Source organism: Halomonas sp. M1 (genome assembly GCF_029581375.1).
Lineage (GTDB): Bacteria > Pseudomonadota > Gammaproteobacteria > Pseudomonadales > Halomonadaceae > Vreelandella.
This window is the reverse complement of record NZ_CP121119.1, coordinates 1,969,071-1,984,951: the sequence shown is the minus strand read 5'-3', so window position 1 is coordinate 1,984,951 and position 15,881 is coordinate 1,969,071. Positions and strand designations below refer to the sequence as shown.

Sequence of the window (15,881 nt, the reverse complement as noted above, 5' to 3'; positions counted from 1 at the left end):
GGCCGAAACGCCATAGGCGATTAATCGCCTATGGCGTTGAGCATGCTTACGCCTTTGTTTCACCAAGGCCCGCAGCGTTCAGCATTGCGTGGAGTAGTACGTTACAGCCTGCATGAACGTGCTCAGGCGTGGCGCTTTCTGCCTCGTTGTGGCTAATGCCATCCTTGCAGGGGATAAAGATCATTGCCGCGGGGACCACGCGGCCAACAAACATGGCATCGTGGCCCGCGCCGCTGATGATATCCATATGCGATAGGCCGAGCTTCTTCGCTCCTTCACGCACCGCATCAACACACTCCTTGTTGAAGTGTTCTGGTGCAAAGTCTGCCGTAGGCGTTAATTCATATCCCAGCCCGTGGCGCTGGCAAATTTCGTCAACGGCAGCTGCCACCGATTCGCCCATCGCAATAAGCGCTTCAGGCTCCCAGTGGCGCATATCCAGCGTCATCTTAACCTGACCGGGAATCACATTACGCGACCCAGGATGCAGCATCATACTGCCGACCGTGCCGCGCCCGTGGGGCTGATGTTCATGGGCAATACGGTTGAGCGCTTGGGTGACTTCAGCAGCGCCCATCATGGCATCCCGGCGTAGGTTCATCGGTGTGGGCCCAGCGTGGGCTTCAAGCCCGGTCAGGGTTAAATCAAACCACTTCTGGCCCAATCCACCAATCACCACGCCAATGGTGGTGTCGGTATCTTCGAGAATGGGGCCTTGTTCGATGTGCGGCTCAAAATAGGCGTTGATCTCGCTTGGCGAGACGCTATCGCTGCCGCGGTACTGAATAGCGTCAAGGGCATCGCTTACCGTGACGCCGTCAGCATCAGTGCGCGCCATCATCGTGTCGAATTCAAGCACGCCGCTAAATACCCCAGAGCCCATCATGCAGGGCGGAAAGCGGCAGCCCTCTTCGTTGGTCCAGGCGGCAACTTCAAGCGGTGCCTTGGTGGTGATGTTGTGTTCGTTTAACGTGCGAATGACTTCCAATCCCGCCAGCACGCCAAAGCAGCCATCGTACTTGCCGCCGGTAGGCTGACTATCCAAGTGGCTGCCTGCCATCACCGTTTTAGCCGTTGGGTCGCTGCCTTCACGGCGGGCAAAGATATTGCCGATATTATCAATGCGGATCGTGCAGCCCTCGGCACGGCACCACTGAATAAAGAGATCACGCCCCTGGCGTTCTAAATCGGTAAGCGCCTGACGATTAACGCCGCCTTTGGCGGTGGCGCTTAGTTTGGCCATCTCCATTAGCGATTCCCATAGGCGGTCGCTGTCAGTGCGTAAATCAGCTATGGCGGTTTTCGGTTCAGCAAGCGAGTTCATAAGACTTCCTTTTATTGAGCGCGGACGAGGCTGGCGACTCCCACATTGATTGTTTGGCTCACTGCTAGCGTAGAGATAAAAAAGGCGACGTTACGTATAAATTATCTAACGTGAACAAAAGAAAAGCATAATTTTATAAACGTGTTTGGTGGCGCATGCTGTGGCTATGTCTCATAGGGCTGGAGCTGGACACCATGTTTAGTTTAAAAAGTAATACAATCTCGCAATCCTCAGAAGGGGCTATTGAAGACCGCCCCTCCCATTCTGCGCTGAATCAGCACTACTGGATGCCGTTTAGCGCCAACCGCGACTTTCATGCGAACCCGCGTGTTATTACCGGGGCGGAAGGGCGCTATTACATTGATGACCAGGGCCGTAAGTTATTCGATTCGCTTTCCGGGCTATGGACCTGCGGCGCGGGCCATAACCGTGAAGAAATTCAAAAAGCCGTGGCGGCGCAGTTAGGCAGCCTCGACTTTGCCCCTGGCTTCCAAATTGCCCACCCGCTGGCGTTCAAACTGGCGGAAAAAATCGCCAGCCTAACGCCTGCTGGGCTGGATCACGTGTTTTTTACCAACTCAGGTTCAGAAGCCGCCGACACCTCGGTCAAGATGGCCAAGGCCTACTGGCGGCTAAAAGGTAAACCGGAAAAAACCCGCATGATTGGCCGCGCTAAGGGCTACCACGGGGTGAATATTGGCGGCACCAGCCTGGGTGGCATTGGCGGCAACCGTAAGCACTACGGCCAGTTGATGGACGTCACCCATCTGCCCCATACCCTTCAGGCGGGCCACGCCTTCACCCGTGGCCAAGCGGAAACCGGCGCTGAGCTTGCCGATGCACTGCTGGAGCAAATTGCGCTACACGATGCCTCCACCATAGCGGCGGTGATTGTGGAGCCGATGTCAGGTTCTGCAGGGGTGATCGTGCCACCCAAAGGCTATTTAGATCGGCTGCGCGAGATTTGCACCGCCCACGATATTTTGCTGATTTTTGACGAGGTGATTACCGCCTTTGGCCGCAGCGGCGCAACCACGGGTGCTGAAGCCTTTGGCGTGACGCCGGATATCATGAACGTGGCCAAGCAGATCACCAACGGCGCGATCCCCATGGGGGCGGTGATTGCCTCTAGTGAAATTTTCGACACCTTTATGCATGCAGGCGGCCCCCAGCACGCCGTTGAGTTCCCCCATGGCTATACCTATAGCGCCCACCCGGTGGCTTGCGCCGCGGGTCTGGCGGCGCTTGAAATGATGGAGCGTGAGAACTTCCCCTCTCAGGTCAGCGCCATTGCGCCTACCTTTGAGCAGAAGCTGCATGCCCTGAAAGGCCGCAACCATATTGTCGATATTCGTAACTACGGCTTAGCCGGTGCGATTCAGCTAACGCCTCGGGATGGCGACCCAACAATTCGCCCCCGGGATGCCCACATGGCGCTCTGGGAAGCGGGCTTCTACGTACGTTATGGCGGCGACACGCTGCAGTTTGGCCCTCCCTTCGGCACCACCGAGGCCGAGCTAGAGCGGCTGTTCGACGCGGTTGCGTCCACCTTGGATTCGCTGGCATAAATCATTACGGAGCGTAAAAAATGAGTGTTGTTTCCCACCTGATTAACGGCGAGTTAGTTGAAAGTAAGCGCACGCTGGAGGTTACTAACCCCTCAACGGGCCAAGTGATTCGCCAAGTCGCTGACGCGGATGCCGCCGATGTAGAGCGTGCCATTGCCGCGGCCCAGGCCGCTTTTCCTGCCTGGCGCGATACGCCGCCCGCCAAGCGTGCCCAAGTGATGTACCGTTTTAAGCAGTTACTGGAAGAACACGCCGACCGCTTGGTGCAGTTGGTCAGTGAAGAGCATGGCAAAACAATAGAAGACGCCATGGGCGAGCTGAAGCGCGGCATCGAGAACGTCGAGTACGCCTGCGGCGTGCCGGAGCTTTTAAAAGGCGAGTACTCCCACAACGTGGGGCTGGGCATTGATGCGTGGTCTAACTTCCAGCCCTTGGGCGTGGTCGCGGGTATTACCCCGTTTAACTTTCCCGCCATGGTGCCGCTGTGGATGTACCCGATGGCGATTGCCTGCGGTAACACCTTTATTCTGAAACCTTCCGAAAAAGACCCATCGGCGGCCATGGCCGTGGCCGAACTGCTGCAAGAAGCGGGGCTGCCTAAAGGTGTGATGAATGTCATCCACGGCGGGCGCGAAGCGGTGGAAACATTGCTGGATGCCAAGGCGGTTAAAGCCATTTCGTTTGTGGGTTCCACGCCCGTGGCGGAAGCGATTTACTCACGCGGTTCTGCTGCGGGTAAACGCGTTCAGGCCTTGGGTGGGGCGAAGAACCATGCGGTGGTTCTCCCGGACGCCGACCTGGAGAATGCTGCGAATACGCTCATGGGCGCGGCTTATGGCAGCTGCGGCGAGCGCTGTATGGCGATCTCGGTGGCGGTATGCGTAGGCGATGAGACCGCCGACCGCCTAGTTGAAACCCTGCTGCCTAAAATTGCCGAACTGAAGGTGGGGCCCGGCACCGATAAAGGTTTAGATATGGGGCCGCTAGTGACGGCAGAGCACCGCGATAAAGTGCTTGGCTTTATTGAAGAGGGCGTGAATGCTGGCGCTTCGCTGGTGGCGGATGGCCGCAGCCTAAAAGTGACGGGTAATGAAGAGGGCTATTTTGTTGGCGGCTGCCTGTTCGACCATGTCACCGCTGAAATGCGTATTTACCAGGAAGAGATCTTCGGGCCAGTACTCTGTGTGGTGCGGGTTGGCAGCCTGGATGATGCCATGCAGCTGATCAACGACCACGAATACGGCAACGGCACCTGCCTGTTTACCCGCGATGGCGAAGCCGCCCGCCGGTTTACCGACGGTATCGAAGTGGGCATGGTGGGGGTAAACGTACCGCTACCGGTGCCTGTGGCCTATCACAGCTTTGGTGGCTGGAAACGCTCGCTGTTTGGCGACCTCCACGCCTACGGGCCAGACTCGGTACGCTTCTATACCCGCCGTAAAGCGGTCTCCCAGCGCTGGCCTTCGGCGAGTGAAGCCACACGGGCGGAGTTCTCGTTTCCTACTAACCAGCGTTGACGCGATGCGCTAACTGCGCCATCTTCACTGCACCACCGCCTGCATCATTGTTGGGCGGTGGTGTATTTTTTGGTGCGTATTATTAGCGGTCAGGGTTGCAAAGGGATACCAGCGTGGCGAGAACACAGGACGAAATTCGGCAAACGAACGTCAAAAAGATCCTTCAGGCGGCGGAGCAGCTGTTTGCCGAGAAAGGCTACGCCGGGGCCTCGATGGGGGAAATTGCCCAGCTGGCGGATATTCCCAAATCAAACGTGCATTACTACTTCTCTACCAAAAAAGCGCTTTACCAAGAAGTGCTGTTGGCGCTGCTGGAGATATGGAAGCAGGACGCGCTCTGTTTTGAGCTATACGATGATCCCCGCGTGGTGCTCACCAGCTACATTCGCGCCAAGATGAACCACTCCCGCTATCGCGCCCACGGCTCGAAAATCTGGGCGGCGGAAGTGATGCAGGGCGCACCCATTTTAAAAGAGCGCCTGCGCGATAATCTTTATGAATGGGCCAAATTAAAAGAGTCAAAAATCCGCGAATGGGTCGAGTCCGGCCAGATTACCCCCGTCGAGCCCTCTTACCTGCTCTATATGATCTGGGCATCGACCCAGCACTACGCCGACTTCGACTACCAAATTTCGCTGCTGAACGACGATAAACCGCTGGACGATCTACAGTTTGAAAAAGCCGTTCAGTCGGTGACCACGGTAATTTTAAGAGGCATTGGGCTGACGGCTTAGCCCTGTAACGATGGCTTTTCTTGAACAGTACGCCAAATACACATGCCGATGAAGTAGGCCGATGCTATGCCCCACCCCCACAGTGCCCAGGCTGCGTGCTCGGGGCTGGAGAGTACTAACGACGTTGTACAGGCACACCATACAAGCGTGATGGCGATATTGAGTGGCATAAACAAGCGCACGCGAAAGGGGTGAAGGAACTTCATCTTCGTGACGGTGAGAATAGCGAGAAAGACGATAGCGGCAAAGGTGATGAACGGCGGGAAATCAAGAATATAGAAATAGGCCGCGGCGATGTTCCAGGCAGCAGGAAAGCCAACAAAGTAATTATCCTGGCTTTTCATATCGACATTGCAGAAACAGAACATCGATGACAATAAAATAATAAAGACGGACATCAGCCCTAAATAGGGCGGCAGCTCAATAAAGAAGTAAATGAACAAGGCGGGAATAAACGCCCAGGTCAGGTAATCGATGACCATATCAAGGGTCGAACCATCGAAGTGGGGCAAAATCGTTTTCACTTCATACTTGCGCGCCAGGGTGCCATCAAATCCATCGACCATCATCGCTGCGCCTAGCCAGAGTAGGCATGCGACGGGATTATTATCGATCAGTGAAAGCAGCGCCATTGTGCCAAGCAGCACCCCGCTGGCGGTAAATACGTGCACGCTCCACGCCTTATATATCGAAGCGCGTGATTCTGTCTGCGATGAGAGCGGTTGAGCCACATTAACCCCATTGGGAACGTGGTGTCCCCTTACTGTTTGGTTTATAGATAAGCGTGTAAAAATCATACCTTACTACAAGAAAGCATCCGACGAACACGCAGGCAGGCTATCTGTTTATGGCGCGGTCGTTTGCAACGGGTGCAAGAAGTATAGTGTCTTGCCGCTGTTTTTTTACACTGGCCGCTGAAATTGCTGGCGCGCCTGTTCAGCCCGCTCGCGTGTTATGCAGGTTAGCGAGTGATCATTAAGTAGCCCTATGGCCTGCATAAAAGCAAAAACGGTGGTCGGGCCAACGAACTTCCAACCGCGCTTTTTTAACGCGCTGGCAAGCGCGATGGATTCAGGCGAGGTGGTCTGGGTTTGCGGTGTGGCGAGTGCATCGGCGTCTGGTTCAAAACGCCAGAAGAACGCGGCAAGTGACCCTTCCTGTGCGACCATTTCTATCGCCCGCTGGGCATTATTGATTGCCGCTTCAACTTTACCGCGGTGGCGGATAATGCCAGCGTTTTGCAGCAGGCGCTGTACGTCGTCTTCATCAAAGCGGGCGACTTGGTGGAAGTCGAAGTGGTGAAAAGCACGGCGGAAGTTTTCGCGTTTATTAAGAATGGTGCGCCAGCTCAATCCCGATTGGAAACTCTCCAAGCAGAGCTTTTCGAATAGCTGCTGGTCATCAGCGACGGGAAAGCCCCATTCGCTGTCATGGTAAGGCAGCAACGCGGGTGCCCCGCCGCACCAGTGGCAGCGGGGGTAACCGTCGGGGGCGATAAAATCAGGCATGGCAGAGTCTCAGAATGTGTTGTCTACACTGTATTCCATCGTCGATACGTTGTTTACTCAAGAGGCAAGCAAAGCCGGCCCTATGAGGAATGTTTTTAAGGAGACTCCGCTATGAACACCATTCGTTCAGCCACTATTAACGATCTTGATGCTTTAACCTCACTATTAGATGGCTATCGCCAGTTTTATCAGCAGCCCAGTGATATTGATGCTGCGCGTGCCTTTCTACGCCAGCGTTTCGGACAGGCAGATTCACGTATTTTAGTGAGCGAAAATAGTGAAGGGGCGCTCACCGGCTTTGTGCAGCTGTATCCCGGTGTTTCCACCGTGGGCTTAAACGCACGCTGGACGTTAAACGATCTGTTTGTGCTTCCAGAATGTCGTGATAAAGGCACCGGTAGGGCGTTAATGGAAGCCGCCACTCAGCTTGCCCGTGAGCATGGCGTGGCACGCTTGATATTAATGACCCAGGTAGAGAACGAGCGTGCACAACACCTTTATGAATCGCTGGGCTGGCAGCGCAACACGGCGTTCTACGGCTATCTGCTGGACGTTAACGCATGATCGCCTAGAAGCGCCTTGAGCGGGTGTTTATTGGCATGAGCCAAGCCACTGGGGCGTGGTGATTTTGGCTGGCTCGCGCTGCATGATGATCTCGCCATGGCGCACGGAAAGCAGCACCTCGCCCTGGGTGCGCAGCACGCTGTAATCATCCTCGCCCTCTAGCAGGTTGAAGCTGGCGGGTTTGCCGACCTCAATGCCGTAACGCGCTTCGATATTGAGCGTGCGGGCGCTGTTATCGGTAATCAATGAAAGCGCTTGGCTGAAGTCCTGATAGCCCATCATTTGGCAGATGTGCAGGCCAAAATCCAGCGTGCGTAGCAGCTTACCGTTACCCAAGGAGTACCAGGGGTCAAAAATGGAGTCTTCGGCAAAGCAGACGTTAATGCCCGCTGCGTTGAGCTCTTTTACGCGCGTCACGCCGCGCCGTTTCGGGTAGGTGTCAAAGCGCCCCTGCAGGTGAATGCTTTCGGTAGGGCAGGAGACAAAGTTGATGCCCGAGCGTTTGAGCAGCAGAAACAGCTTGGAGCAGTAGGCGTTGTCGTAGGAGTGCATGGCGGTGGTGTGACTGGCGGTCACGCGGCTGCCTAAGTCGTTAAACAGTGCTTCGCAGGCCAGCACTTCTAGAAAGCGTGAGCTAGGGTCGTCAATTTCATCACAGTGCACATCCACCAAGCGGTCGTACTTAATCGCCAATTCGATCACTCGCTTCATGGAGGCGACGCCCAGCTCCCGGGTATATTCGAAGTGAGGAATACCGCCTACCACGTCAGCGCCGAACTCCAATGCCTCTTCCATCAGCTTTTCGCCGCCAGGGTAAGAGAGCAGGCCATCTTGTGGGAAAGCGACGACTTGTATGTCGATTTTATCTTTCAATTCATCGCGCAAGTCGCATAGGGTTTTAAGCCCGATCAGGCTCGGGTCGCTAGTATCGGCGTGGGTGCGCACAAACTGCACGCCGTTGCTAATCAGCAGGTTGAGCGTTTTAAGTGTCCGCTCGCGAATATCCGCTTCGGTCAACATAGGCTTACGTTCGCCCCAGCGCTCAATACCTTCAAATAGCGTGCCGCTCTGGTTCCAGTGTGGCTCGCCTGCGGTGAGTGCAGCATCCAGGTGGATATGCGGCTCGATAAAGGGGGCGCAAACCAGCTTGCCACCCGCATCAATCTGCCTATCGTCTGCCTTCAGTGGCGAATCTTGTACGGTAATGGCGCTGAACGTACCGTTCTCAATCTCAAGCCGATAAAGTTCAGGGCGCTGGCGAAGGCGGGCGTTAATGATCTGCATGTGAATGCTCACTTAGTGCATAGCTGTTAAAAAGACGTATTGCTTAGCGTAGCGTGCTTTAAGCGTAGCAGCACAGCGTTGACCGCCCTCGTGAGATGAGGGCGGTGGTTGATCAGCTAACAGGGCGATTAAGAGGCGACGCGGAAAGGGTTGCGCGGGTCGTTGTCCCAGGCGAGGAAGGGCTTGCCGGTCTCTTGAGGCACCATGGTGATGCAGTTTTCTACTGGGCAGGTGATTTGGCACAGGTTACAGCCTACACACTCATCTTCGATTACCTCGTAACGGCGTGCGCCGTCCTGCTCGGTGAGTTTGGCAATCGACTGATGGGAGGTATCCTCGCAGGCGATATAGCAGCGGCCGCACTCGATACATAGATCCTGGTCGATCTTGGCGATGGTCTTGAAGTTGATGTCCAGATGTTTCCAGTCGGTGGTTTGCGGTATCGCTTTACGTGAGAACGCATCAATGGAGTCGTAGCCTTTCTCCGCCATCCAGCGGGAAAGACCGTCCTTCATCTCTTCCACAATCCTGAAACCGTTCAGCATCGCCGCCGTGCACACCTGCACGCTGCCTGAGCCGAGGGAGATAAACTCCGCCGCATCGCGCCAGGTGGAAATGCCGCCGATGCCGGAAATTGGCAGCGTTGCGGTGGCGGGGTCGCGGGCGATTTCTGCCACCATATTCATCGCAATGGGCTTAACCGCGCTGCCGCAGTAGCCGCCGTGGGTGCTCTGGTGACCCACGGTGGGCATGGCGACCATGTTGTCCAAGTCAATGCTGGTGATGGAGTTAATGGTGTTGATCAGCGAGACTGCATCCGCGCCGCCACGTAGCGCCGCCTGGGCACCTACACGAATATCGGTAATATTGGGGGTGAGTTTCACAATCACCGGCTTGGAGTAGTGCTTCTTACACCAGTAGGTGACTTTTTCGATCAGGTCCGGGTTTTGGCCCACTGCCGCGCCCATGCCGCGTTCCGGCATGCCGTGGGGGCAGCCGAGGTTAAGCTCGATACCGTCGGCACCGGTAGCTTCCACTAGCGGTAAAATGTACGCCCAGGCCTCCTCATTGCAGGGCACCATGATGGAGACGATCAGCGCGCGGTCGGGCCAATCCTTTTTCACTTGGGTGATCTCTTGAAGATTGATCTCCAGTGAACGGTCGGTAATCAGCTCGATATTGTTAAAGCCGATGACCTCGCGGTTTTTGCCATAATGGGCCGAATAACGTGAGGAAACGTTCACCGCCGGCGGCTCTTCGCCGAGGGTTTTCCATACCACGCCGCCCCAGCCCGCTTCATAGGCGCGTACCACGTTATAGGCTTTATCCGTTGGCGGGGCCGAGGCCAGCCAGAACGGGTTGGGGGCTTTAATGCCCGCAAAGTTAACCGATAGATCAACGCCATTAACCACGCTGTCGCCGCTATTTTTCTTGCCAGGTGGGGTAAACGGTAAGGTGCTCATGCGGCCTCCTGCTTGGCGGTAAGTGCTTGATGAATGGCGTGGGCGGCCAGCTTGCCGTGCTGCACGGCCTGTACGGTCAGGTCTTGGCCGGGTTGAACGCAGTCGCCCCCGGCGTAAACGTTGGGCATTGAGGTTTGGAACATCTCATTGACGTGGATGCGCTCGCCGTCGCGGGCCAGCTCGCTGGCCGTGGCATCACGCAGGCTCGTCGCGTCAAAGCCTTGGCCAATGGCTTTGAAAATCGCATCAGCAGCAATTTCAAACGTCTCGCCCGTGGGTGCTAAGCGTCCTGCTTGCTCAGAAGTGTTGGCAAAACGCATGCCTGCCACTTGCTCTTGCTCATTCAGCAGTATCTCATCGGGCTGCGCCCAGGTGACCATGCGCACGCCGTTGGCCTTAGCGATCTCTTGTTCGTGATCGGTAGCGGACATCGCGTCTACGCCACGGCGGTACACGAGGGTTACTTCGCTGGCGCCTAAGCGGGCCATTTGAGTGGCCATATCAATCGCGGTGTTACCAGCGCCAATCACGATGCAGCGCTTAGCGACCGCAAGAGTGCCCAAGTCATCGGCTTGGCGCAGGGTTTTGATGTAATCCACCGCAGGCATCAGGCCAGGAGCATCTTCCCCAGTGAGCCCTAACGCTCGGCTGGCACCAAGCCCCAGGCCCAGGAAAACGCTGTCATACTGCTGGTGCAGGGTGTCGAGGGTCAGGTTATCGCCCAGACGCTGGCCGTACTGGATGTCGATGCCACCGATTTCGAGCAAAAACTCGACTTCCTTGCGGGCGAAGTCGTCGGTCATTTTGTAGCGGGCAATACCGTACTCGTTGAGACCACCAGGCTTCTGCTCGGCCTCAAATATCGTTACTTGGTGGCCTAACATGGCGAGGCGATGGGCGCAGGAAAGCCCGGCAGGACCCGCCCCCACCACAGCAATATGGCGGCCAGTGGTAGCGGCGCGTTTGAACGGGTGGCCCTCAAACTGCATATTGTCGGTGGCGTGGCGCTGTAATAAACCGATGAGCACCGGCTGACACTCAGCATCATGGTTACGCACACAGCTGCGTTCGCAGAGGATTTCGGTGGGGCACACGCGGGCACAGCTGCCGCCCAGAATGTTGGCCTCCAGAATGGTTTCAGCCGCGCCGTTGATGTTGCTTTCACTGATTTGGCGGATAAAACTGGGAATGTCGATTTCCGACGGGCATGCCTCCACACAGGGCGCGTCATAGCAGTAAAGGCAGCGCTGGCTTTCGATGATGGCTTGGCGCGGCGTCAGCGGTGGGTGCAGGTCGCTAAAGTTATGCTTCAGCGTCGCTGGGTCGTAGGTGCCGACCTCTTTTGCGCTGGGTAAATGATCAAGTGAATGGGTCACGGTTTTTCTCCATTGCTCTGTTCTTTCAGGGGCAGGGCTTTAGCGCGTTACCGCAACGGGCGCATTTAGCTCAGCGCGTTTGGCCAGTAGCTCGAAGACGCCGGGGTAGGCGGGGCGCGCTAAGTAGCGGCCTGCACCCCGCTCGGCGTGTAGCTCGCCGTCGCGCCATGTCCACTTGCCTTGGCTGATGGTGTGGCGGGCGATGCCGCGCACCGTTTTGCCCTCAAAGATATTGAAGTCGACGTTCTGGTGGTGGGTTTTGGCAGAAATCGTCCGCGTACCGTTCGGGTCCCAGACCACAATGTCGGCATCGGAGCCGACCTGAATCGCGCCTTTGCGCGGGTAGAGATTAAAAATTTTGGCGGTATTGGTGGAGGTCACGGCGACAAACTCCTGGGGCGAGAGCTTGCCGGTATTGACGCCTTCATCCCACAGCACGGCGAGACGATCTTCCACCCCGGCGGTGCCGTTGGGAATCTTGGTAAAGTCATCTTTACCGGCGGCTTTCTGCTCTTCGCAGAAGCAGCAGTGGTCGGTGGCGGTGGTTTGCAAATTGCCGGATTGCAGGCCATGCCAGAGCGCTTCTTGATGGCCTTTGGGGCGGAAGGGCGGGCTCATCACGTGGGCGGCGGCGGTGGCCCAGTCCGGGTGCTGGTACACGCTGTCGTCAATTACCAAGTGACCTGCTAAGCACTCGCCAAACACCGGGTGGCCCTGCTGGCGGGCGTAGGCGATTTCATCTACGGCGTCTTTAGTAGAAACGTGCACCAAGTAGACCGGCGCGCCTAAGGTGCTGGCAATGCGAATGGCCCGGCTGGCGGCTTCGCCTTCCACCTGAGGTGGGCGGGAAAGTGGGTGGGCTTCTGGCCCGGTAATGCCTTGAGCCAGCAGCTTCTGCTGCATGTGGTAGACCAGCTCGCCGTTTTCCGCGTGCACCGTGGGGATGGCTCCCAGCTCCAGGCAGCGCGAAAAGCTCTCCACCAGAATGTCGTCGGTGGCCATGATCGCGCCCTTGTAGGCCATAAAGTGCTTGAAGCTGTTAACCCCGTGCTCGCGCACTAAGGTGCCCATCTCCTCTTTAACGCTCTCGTCCCACCAGGTAATCGCTACGTGAAAGGCGAAATCGGTGGCGGCTTTTTCTGCCCAGCCCTGCCAGGTTTCAAAGGCTTCGAGTAGGGACTGACCGGGGCTGGGAATCACGAAATCGATAATAGTGGTGGTGCCGCCCGCCATGGCTGCAGCGGTGCCGGTGTAGAAGTCTTCGCTGGCGACGGCGCCCATAAACGGCATCTGCATATGGGTGTGGGGGTCAATGCCGCCGGGCATCACCAGCTGGTCGCTGGCATCAACGATTTCGCAGCCTTCAGGCACGTCTAAATCGGTACCAATGGCGTGGATTTTACCATCGACACACAGCACGTCGGCGCGGTAGGTATCGGCGTGGGTGACGACGGTGCCGCCCTTGATTAATAAGCTCATGGTTTGCTCCTTAAAAAAATCTATGTAACAGGGCTTATTCGCCGTCGGTCAGGCGGGTGTAGGTCTCGGGGCGGCGGTCACGGAAGAACTGCCAGTTGTTGCGCACCTCACGCACCATGTCCAAATCGATCTCGTGTACCAGCAGTTCGTCTTCGGTTTCGCTGGCCTGGGCTTCGATTTTGCCGCGGGGGTTAACGATGTAGCTGGAGCCGTAAAAGTCGCCGATGTTCCATGGGGCCTCAGTACCCACGCGGTTAATAGCGGCAATAAAGCAGCCATTGGCGGCGGCGGAAGCGGGCTGCTCAAGTTCCCACAGGTATTGGGAAAGCCCCGCTACGGTGGCGGATGGGTTGAAAATCACTTCAGCACCGTTGAGTGCCAGTGCTCGCCAGCCCTCGGGGAAGTGGCGGTCATAGCAGATATAAACGCCAATTTTGCCGTAAGCAGTATCGAACACCGGCCAGTTGGATTGACCCGGTTTGAAAAAGTATTTCTCCCAAAAACCGGCCACTTGGGGAATATGGGTTTTGTGGTATTTGCCTAGGTAACTGCCGTCGGCATCGAACACAGCGGCGGTGTTGTAGTAAACGCCGGTCTCGGTCTCTTCATAGATAGGAACGATGATCACCATGCGGTGCTTGGCGGCCAGCTTCTGCATCATCTGGCAAGTGGGGCCTTCTGGCACTCGCTCAGCGGCGGCGTACCACTTTTCATCCTGGCTTGGGCAAAAATAGGGTTGGTTAAATACTTCTTGAAAACAGAGTACCTGCACGCCTTGTTCGGCGGCCTGCTCAATCATTGGCAGGTGCGCTTCGTTCATGGCATCGCGAATTGCGGCAGGGTCTAGGTCAGTAGTGGTTTTAAGGCTCATTTGAATTAAGCCAATTTTCATTTTCTGCATATTACAGCCCTCTCTTTTCATACGCGCCAACCGCATGCGGGCGCATGGGTTCGTTACCGGTTAAGTGGAGAGTTAGTGTTTAACTCCTACCAAGTACGATGGCTGCGTGGCGTGCAGTGGCGCTGCCCTTCGCTTTTTTATATAGCGTGAGAGGCTAGCGATTATTGTTATTTCCTAAAGTTGTCATATTTGACAGCTTTTTGAACATAGACTGTTATGTGGTGTGTTTTCAAGATTTTTTTGAGTTTTATTTAACTCTTTGATTTGTTAAATTTTTTATAGCGATTATGACTTTTTTTACTAAATTGGTGAAAGCATGCACGTTAATGGTGTGTTTTTTAAATTCATAAAAAATAAGAGGTTAATAAATTTTTGGCGGATTTTTTTAATTTTAACAGCATCTTTTTGGTGCGATTTTTTATGGAAGAACTACGCTGATTAGTGGTTTGTAAAGCCACAAGGCGAATAATAACAATCACGCTAACAGGTTCTGTATGTCTGTCGGATAAGTCAGCTTCTTGATCAATAAGTTAATGGCATTGTCGTTGTTTTAGGCACGCTTATTGCTCTGCATAAGACTGATACCGTGAATGTAACGGGCAACAGCGCTGCTGAGGAGAATAAAATGACTGGCTCAACCTCCCAAATGGTGGATAGAGAGGGATTAATTGAACTTGATGTAGGTAAAGACGTACGCGATAGCCCACGCTTTAACGAGGATATTGCCCCCACAAAGGCGGCTGAAAGAACCTGGAGCAAATGGAATATTGGTGCGCTGTGGGTAGGTATGTCGATCTGTGTGCCGACCTATACGTTAGGCGGTGTGCTAACCGCCTATTTTGGCTTAAGCGTGGGAGAGGCGCTATTTGCCATTCTCTTGGCCAATATCATCGTGTTGATTCCTCTTACCTTAAACGCTTTTCCTGGCACGAAATTTGGCATTCCCTTTCCCGTCGTACTGCGCTCATCGTTTGGTATTTTAGGCTCTAACGTGCCGTGTTTAGTACGGGCGTTAGTAGGCTGTGGCTGGTTTGGTATCCAAACCATGTTTGGCGGTCTCGCTATTCACCTGCTGCTCTCTGCGTTAATTCCTGCCTGGGCAGCCTTGGGTGGCATTGGTGAAGTGATCGGCTTTTTTGTCTTTGGGGCGATGAATCTGTATGTGGTGATTCGTGGCGCTGAATCGATCAAATGGCTGGAAACACTGGCCGCACCGTTACTGTTGGCGGTGGGGATTGGGCTTATGATGTGGGCATGGCCGCATATGTCGATGACAGAGCTGCTGGCTCAGCCGCCATCGCGCCCTGAAGGTGCGTCGGTTTATGGTTACTTCTTTGCTGGCTTAACCGCTATGGTAGGTTTTTGGGCCACGTTGTCGCTGAATATTCCCGACTTCAGCCGTTTCGCGAAAAGCCAAAAAGACCAAATTGTAGGGCAAGTGATGGGCTTGCCGCTGACCATGTTCTTTTTTGCCTCTTTGGGTGTTGTGCTCACCGCTGCATCTGAGACGCTAGTGGGTCAAACTGTTGCTGACCCCGTGCGCCTGATCGGCTATATCGACAGCCCCTTCTGGGTGGTGTTAGCCATGTTATTTATCATCATCGCCACCATTTCCACGAATACAGCCTCCAATATTGTTTCACCGACGAATGACTTCCAGAACATAGCGCCTAAATTTATCAATCAGACCCGCGGTGTGTTGATGACCGGGGCGGTTGGTGTGGTGCTTATGGGCTATGACCTGTTGCAAAAGGCCGGGGTGATTACCCAGGGGGTGTCGTTGGAGCAAATGTACTCTAACTGGCTGCTGGGCTACTCCAGTCTTCTGGGGCCGATAGCGGGTATTATGGCAGTTGATTATTTTCTGATTAAAAAGCAGCGTCTAGACGTGCCCAGCCTCTATATGGATAACCATGCGTATCCTGCGGTGAATGTAGCGGGATTTATCGCTTTCGGTGTGCCTGTGGCGCTGACGTTGCTTTCACTATTAACCGGCACCATGAACTGGTTCTATGACTACGGCTGGTTTACTGGCTCAGCGTTGGGCGCGATTGTTTATTATGTTGCAAGCCAAGCGTTAGCCACCTCATCTCAGGTGGGCCCTACGCCGCTAGACGCAAGTGAAGCGGTAAAACAGCCATAAGACGTTACTAACGCTTGATC

General features: G+C 55.2%; 13 protein-coding genes. 5 read left to right on the top strand and 8 right to left on the bottom strand.

The window, feature by feature from the left end; genetic code table 11:
* Positions 1–46: 46 nt before the first annotated feature.
* Positions 47–1,324 carry a Zn-dependent hydrolase gene (locus tag P8S54_RS09045; protein WP_281441464.1) on the bottom strand — a complete coding sequence of 426 codons (1,278 nt, stop codon included), beginning with the start codon at positions 1,322–1,324 and terminating at the stop codon, positions 47–49.
* A 194-nt stretch (positions 1,325–1,518) separates the two neighbouring features.
* Here P8S54_RS09045 and P8S54_RS09040 point away from each other — a divergent pair, with 194 nt between their 5' ends.
* The 3 genes from P8S54_RS09040 to P8S54_RS09030 all read left to right on the top strand — a co-directional run bounded on the left by P8S54_RS09040 (position 1,519) and on the right by P8S54_RS09030 (position 5,143).
* Complete coding sequence (locus tag P8S54_RS09040) at positions 1,519–2,892, top strand: aspartate aminotransferase family protein (protein WP_281441463.1); 1,374 nt, start codon at positions 1,519–1,521, stop codon at positions 2,890–2,892.
* Between the two features lie 20 nt (positions 2,893–2,912).
* Positions 2,913–4,409, top strand: a complete 1,497-nt coding sequence (locus tag P8S54_RS09035; RefSeq protein WP_281441462.1) for a CoA-acylating methylmalonate-semialdehyde dehydrogenase — start codon at positions 2,913–2,915, stop codon at positions 4,407–4,409.
* Positions 4,410–4,522: 113 nt separating this feature from the next.
* The gene (locus tag P8S54_RS09030) at positions 4,523–5,143 is read left to right on the top strand and encodes a TetR/AcrR family transcriptional regulator (RefSeq protein WP_281441461.1); all 621 of its coding nucleotides are present in this window, start codon (positions 4,523–4,525) and stop codon (positions 5,141–5,143) included.
* Here the strand turns inward: P8S54_RS09030 and pcsA are convergent.
* Complete coding sequence (gene pcsA, locus P8S54_RS09025) at positions 5,140–5,832, bottom strand: phosphatidylcholine synthase (RefSeq protein WP_348651281.1); 693 nt, start codon at positions 5,830–5,832, stop codon at positions 5,140–5,142. The two genes, P8S54_RS09030 and pcsA, sit on opposite strands and share 4 nt — an antisense overlap.
* Before the next feature lie 213 nt (positions 5,833–6,045).
* Complete coding sequence (locus P8S54_RS09020; protein ID WP_281441459.1) at positions 6,046–6,651, bottom strand: DNA-3-methyladenine glycosylase I; 606 nt, start codon at positions 6,649–6,651, stop codon at positions 6,046–6,048.
* A gap of 111 nt (positions 6,652–6,762) precedes the next feature.
* Here P8S54_RS09020 and P8S54_RS09015 point away from each other — a divergent pair, with 111 nt between their 5' ends.
* Positions 6,763–7,215, top strand: coding sequence for a GNAT family N-acetyltransferase (locus P8S54_RS09015; protein WP_281441458.1), 453 nt, complete (start codon positions 6,763–6,765; stop codon positions 7,213–7,215).
* Between the two features lie 27 nt (positions 7,216–7,242).
* On the opposite strand, the gene codA is transcribed toward P8S54_RS09015, so the two are convergent.
* The 5 genes from codA to P8S54_RS08990 form a co-directional block, all read right to left on the bottom strand.
* A complete protein-coding gene (gene codA, locus P8S54_RS09010; protein WP_281441457.1) occupies positions 7,243–8,499 on the bottom strand; it encodes a cytosine deaminase in 1,257 nt (418 codons plus the stop codon).
* 128 nt (positions 8,500–8,627) lie between these two features.
* Positions 8,628–9,962 carry an NAD-dependent dihydropyrimidine dehydrogenase subunit PreA gene (gene preA / locus P8S54_RS09005; RefSeq protein ID WP_281441456.1) on the bottom strand — a complete coding sequence of 445 codons (1,335 nt, stop codon included), beginning with the start codon at positions 9,960–9,962 and terminating at the stop codon, positions 8,628–8,630.
* Positions 9,959–11,338 (bottom strand): NAD(P)-dependent oxidoreductase, encoded by a 1,380-nt coding sequence (locus tag P8S54_RS09000; RefSeq protein ID WP_281441455.1) that lies wholly within the window; start codon positions 11,336–11,338, stop codon positions 9,959–9,961. The genes preA and P8S54_RS09000 overlap by 4 nt, the downstream gene beginning before the upstream one ends.
* 39 nt (positions 11,339–11,377) lie before the next feature.
* Complete coding sequence (gene hydA, locus P8S54_RS08995; protein ID WP_281441454.1) at positions 11,378–12,817, bottom strand: dihydropyrimidinase; 1,440 nt, start codon at positions 12,815–12,817, stop codon at positions 11,378–11,380.
* A gap of 34 nt (positions 12,818–12,851) precedes the next feature.
* Complete coding sequence (locus P8S54_RS08990; protein ID WP_281441453.1) at positions 12,852–13,718, bottom strand: nitrilase-related carbon-nitrogen hydrolase; 867 nt, start codon at positions 13,716–13,718, stop codon at positions 12,852–12,854.
* A 625-nt stretch (positions 13,719–14,343) separates the two neighbouring features.
* On the opposite strand from P8S54_RS08990, the gene P8S54_RS08985 reads away from it, so the two are divergent.
* Entirely contained in the window at positions 14,344–15,861 is a 1,518-nt protein-coding gene (locus P8S54_RS08985) for an NCS1 family nucleobase:cation symporter-1 (protein ID WP_281441452.1), read from the top strand.
* Positions 15,862–15,881 lie beyond the last annotated feature (20 nt).

Bases quoted from the DNA above. Each gene is read 5' to 3' on its own strand.
- codA (WP_281441457.1), bottom strand. From the start codon at position 8,499: ATGCAGATCATTAACGCCCGCCTTCGCCAGCGCCCTGAACTTTATCGG.
- P8S54_RS09040 (WP_281441463.1), top strand. From the start codon at position 1,519: ATGTTTAGTTTAAAAAGTAATACAATCTCGCAATCCTCAGAAGGGGCT.
- P8S54_RS08990 (WP_281441453.1), bottom strand. From the start codon at position 13,718: ATGCAGAAAATGAAAATTGGCTTAATTCAAATGAGCCTTAAAACCACT.
- P8S54_RS09015 (WP_281441458.1), top strand. From the start codon at position 6,763: ATGAACACCATTCGTTCAGCCACTATTAACGATCTTGATGCTTTAACC.
- P8S54_RS08985 (WP_281441452.1), top strand. From the start codon at position 14,344: ATGACTGGCTCAACCTCCCAAATGGTGGATAGAGAGGGATTAATTGAA.
- P8S54_RS09020 (WP_281441459.1), bottom strand. From the start codon at position 6,651: ATGCCTGATTTTATCGCCCCCGACGGTTACCCCCGCTGCCACTGGTGC.
- hydA (WP_281441454.1), bottom strand. From the start codon at position 12,817: ATGAGCTTATTAATCAAGGGCGGCACCGTCGTCACCCACGCCGATACC.
- P8S54_RS09035 (WP_281441462.1), top strand. From the start codon at position 2,913: ATGAGTGTTGTTTCCCACCTGATTAACGGCGAGTTAGTTGAAAGTAAG.
- P8S54_RS09045 (WP_281441464.1), bottom strand. From the start codon at position 1,324: ATGAACTCGCTTGCTGAACCGAAAACCGCCATAGCTGATTTACGCACT.
- preA (WP_281441456.1), bottom strand. From the start codon at position 9,962: ATGAGCACCTTACCGTTTACCCCACCTGGCAAGAAAAATAGCGGCGAC.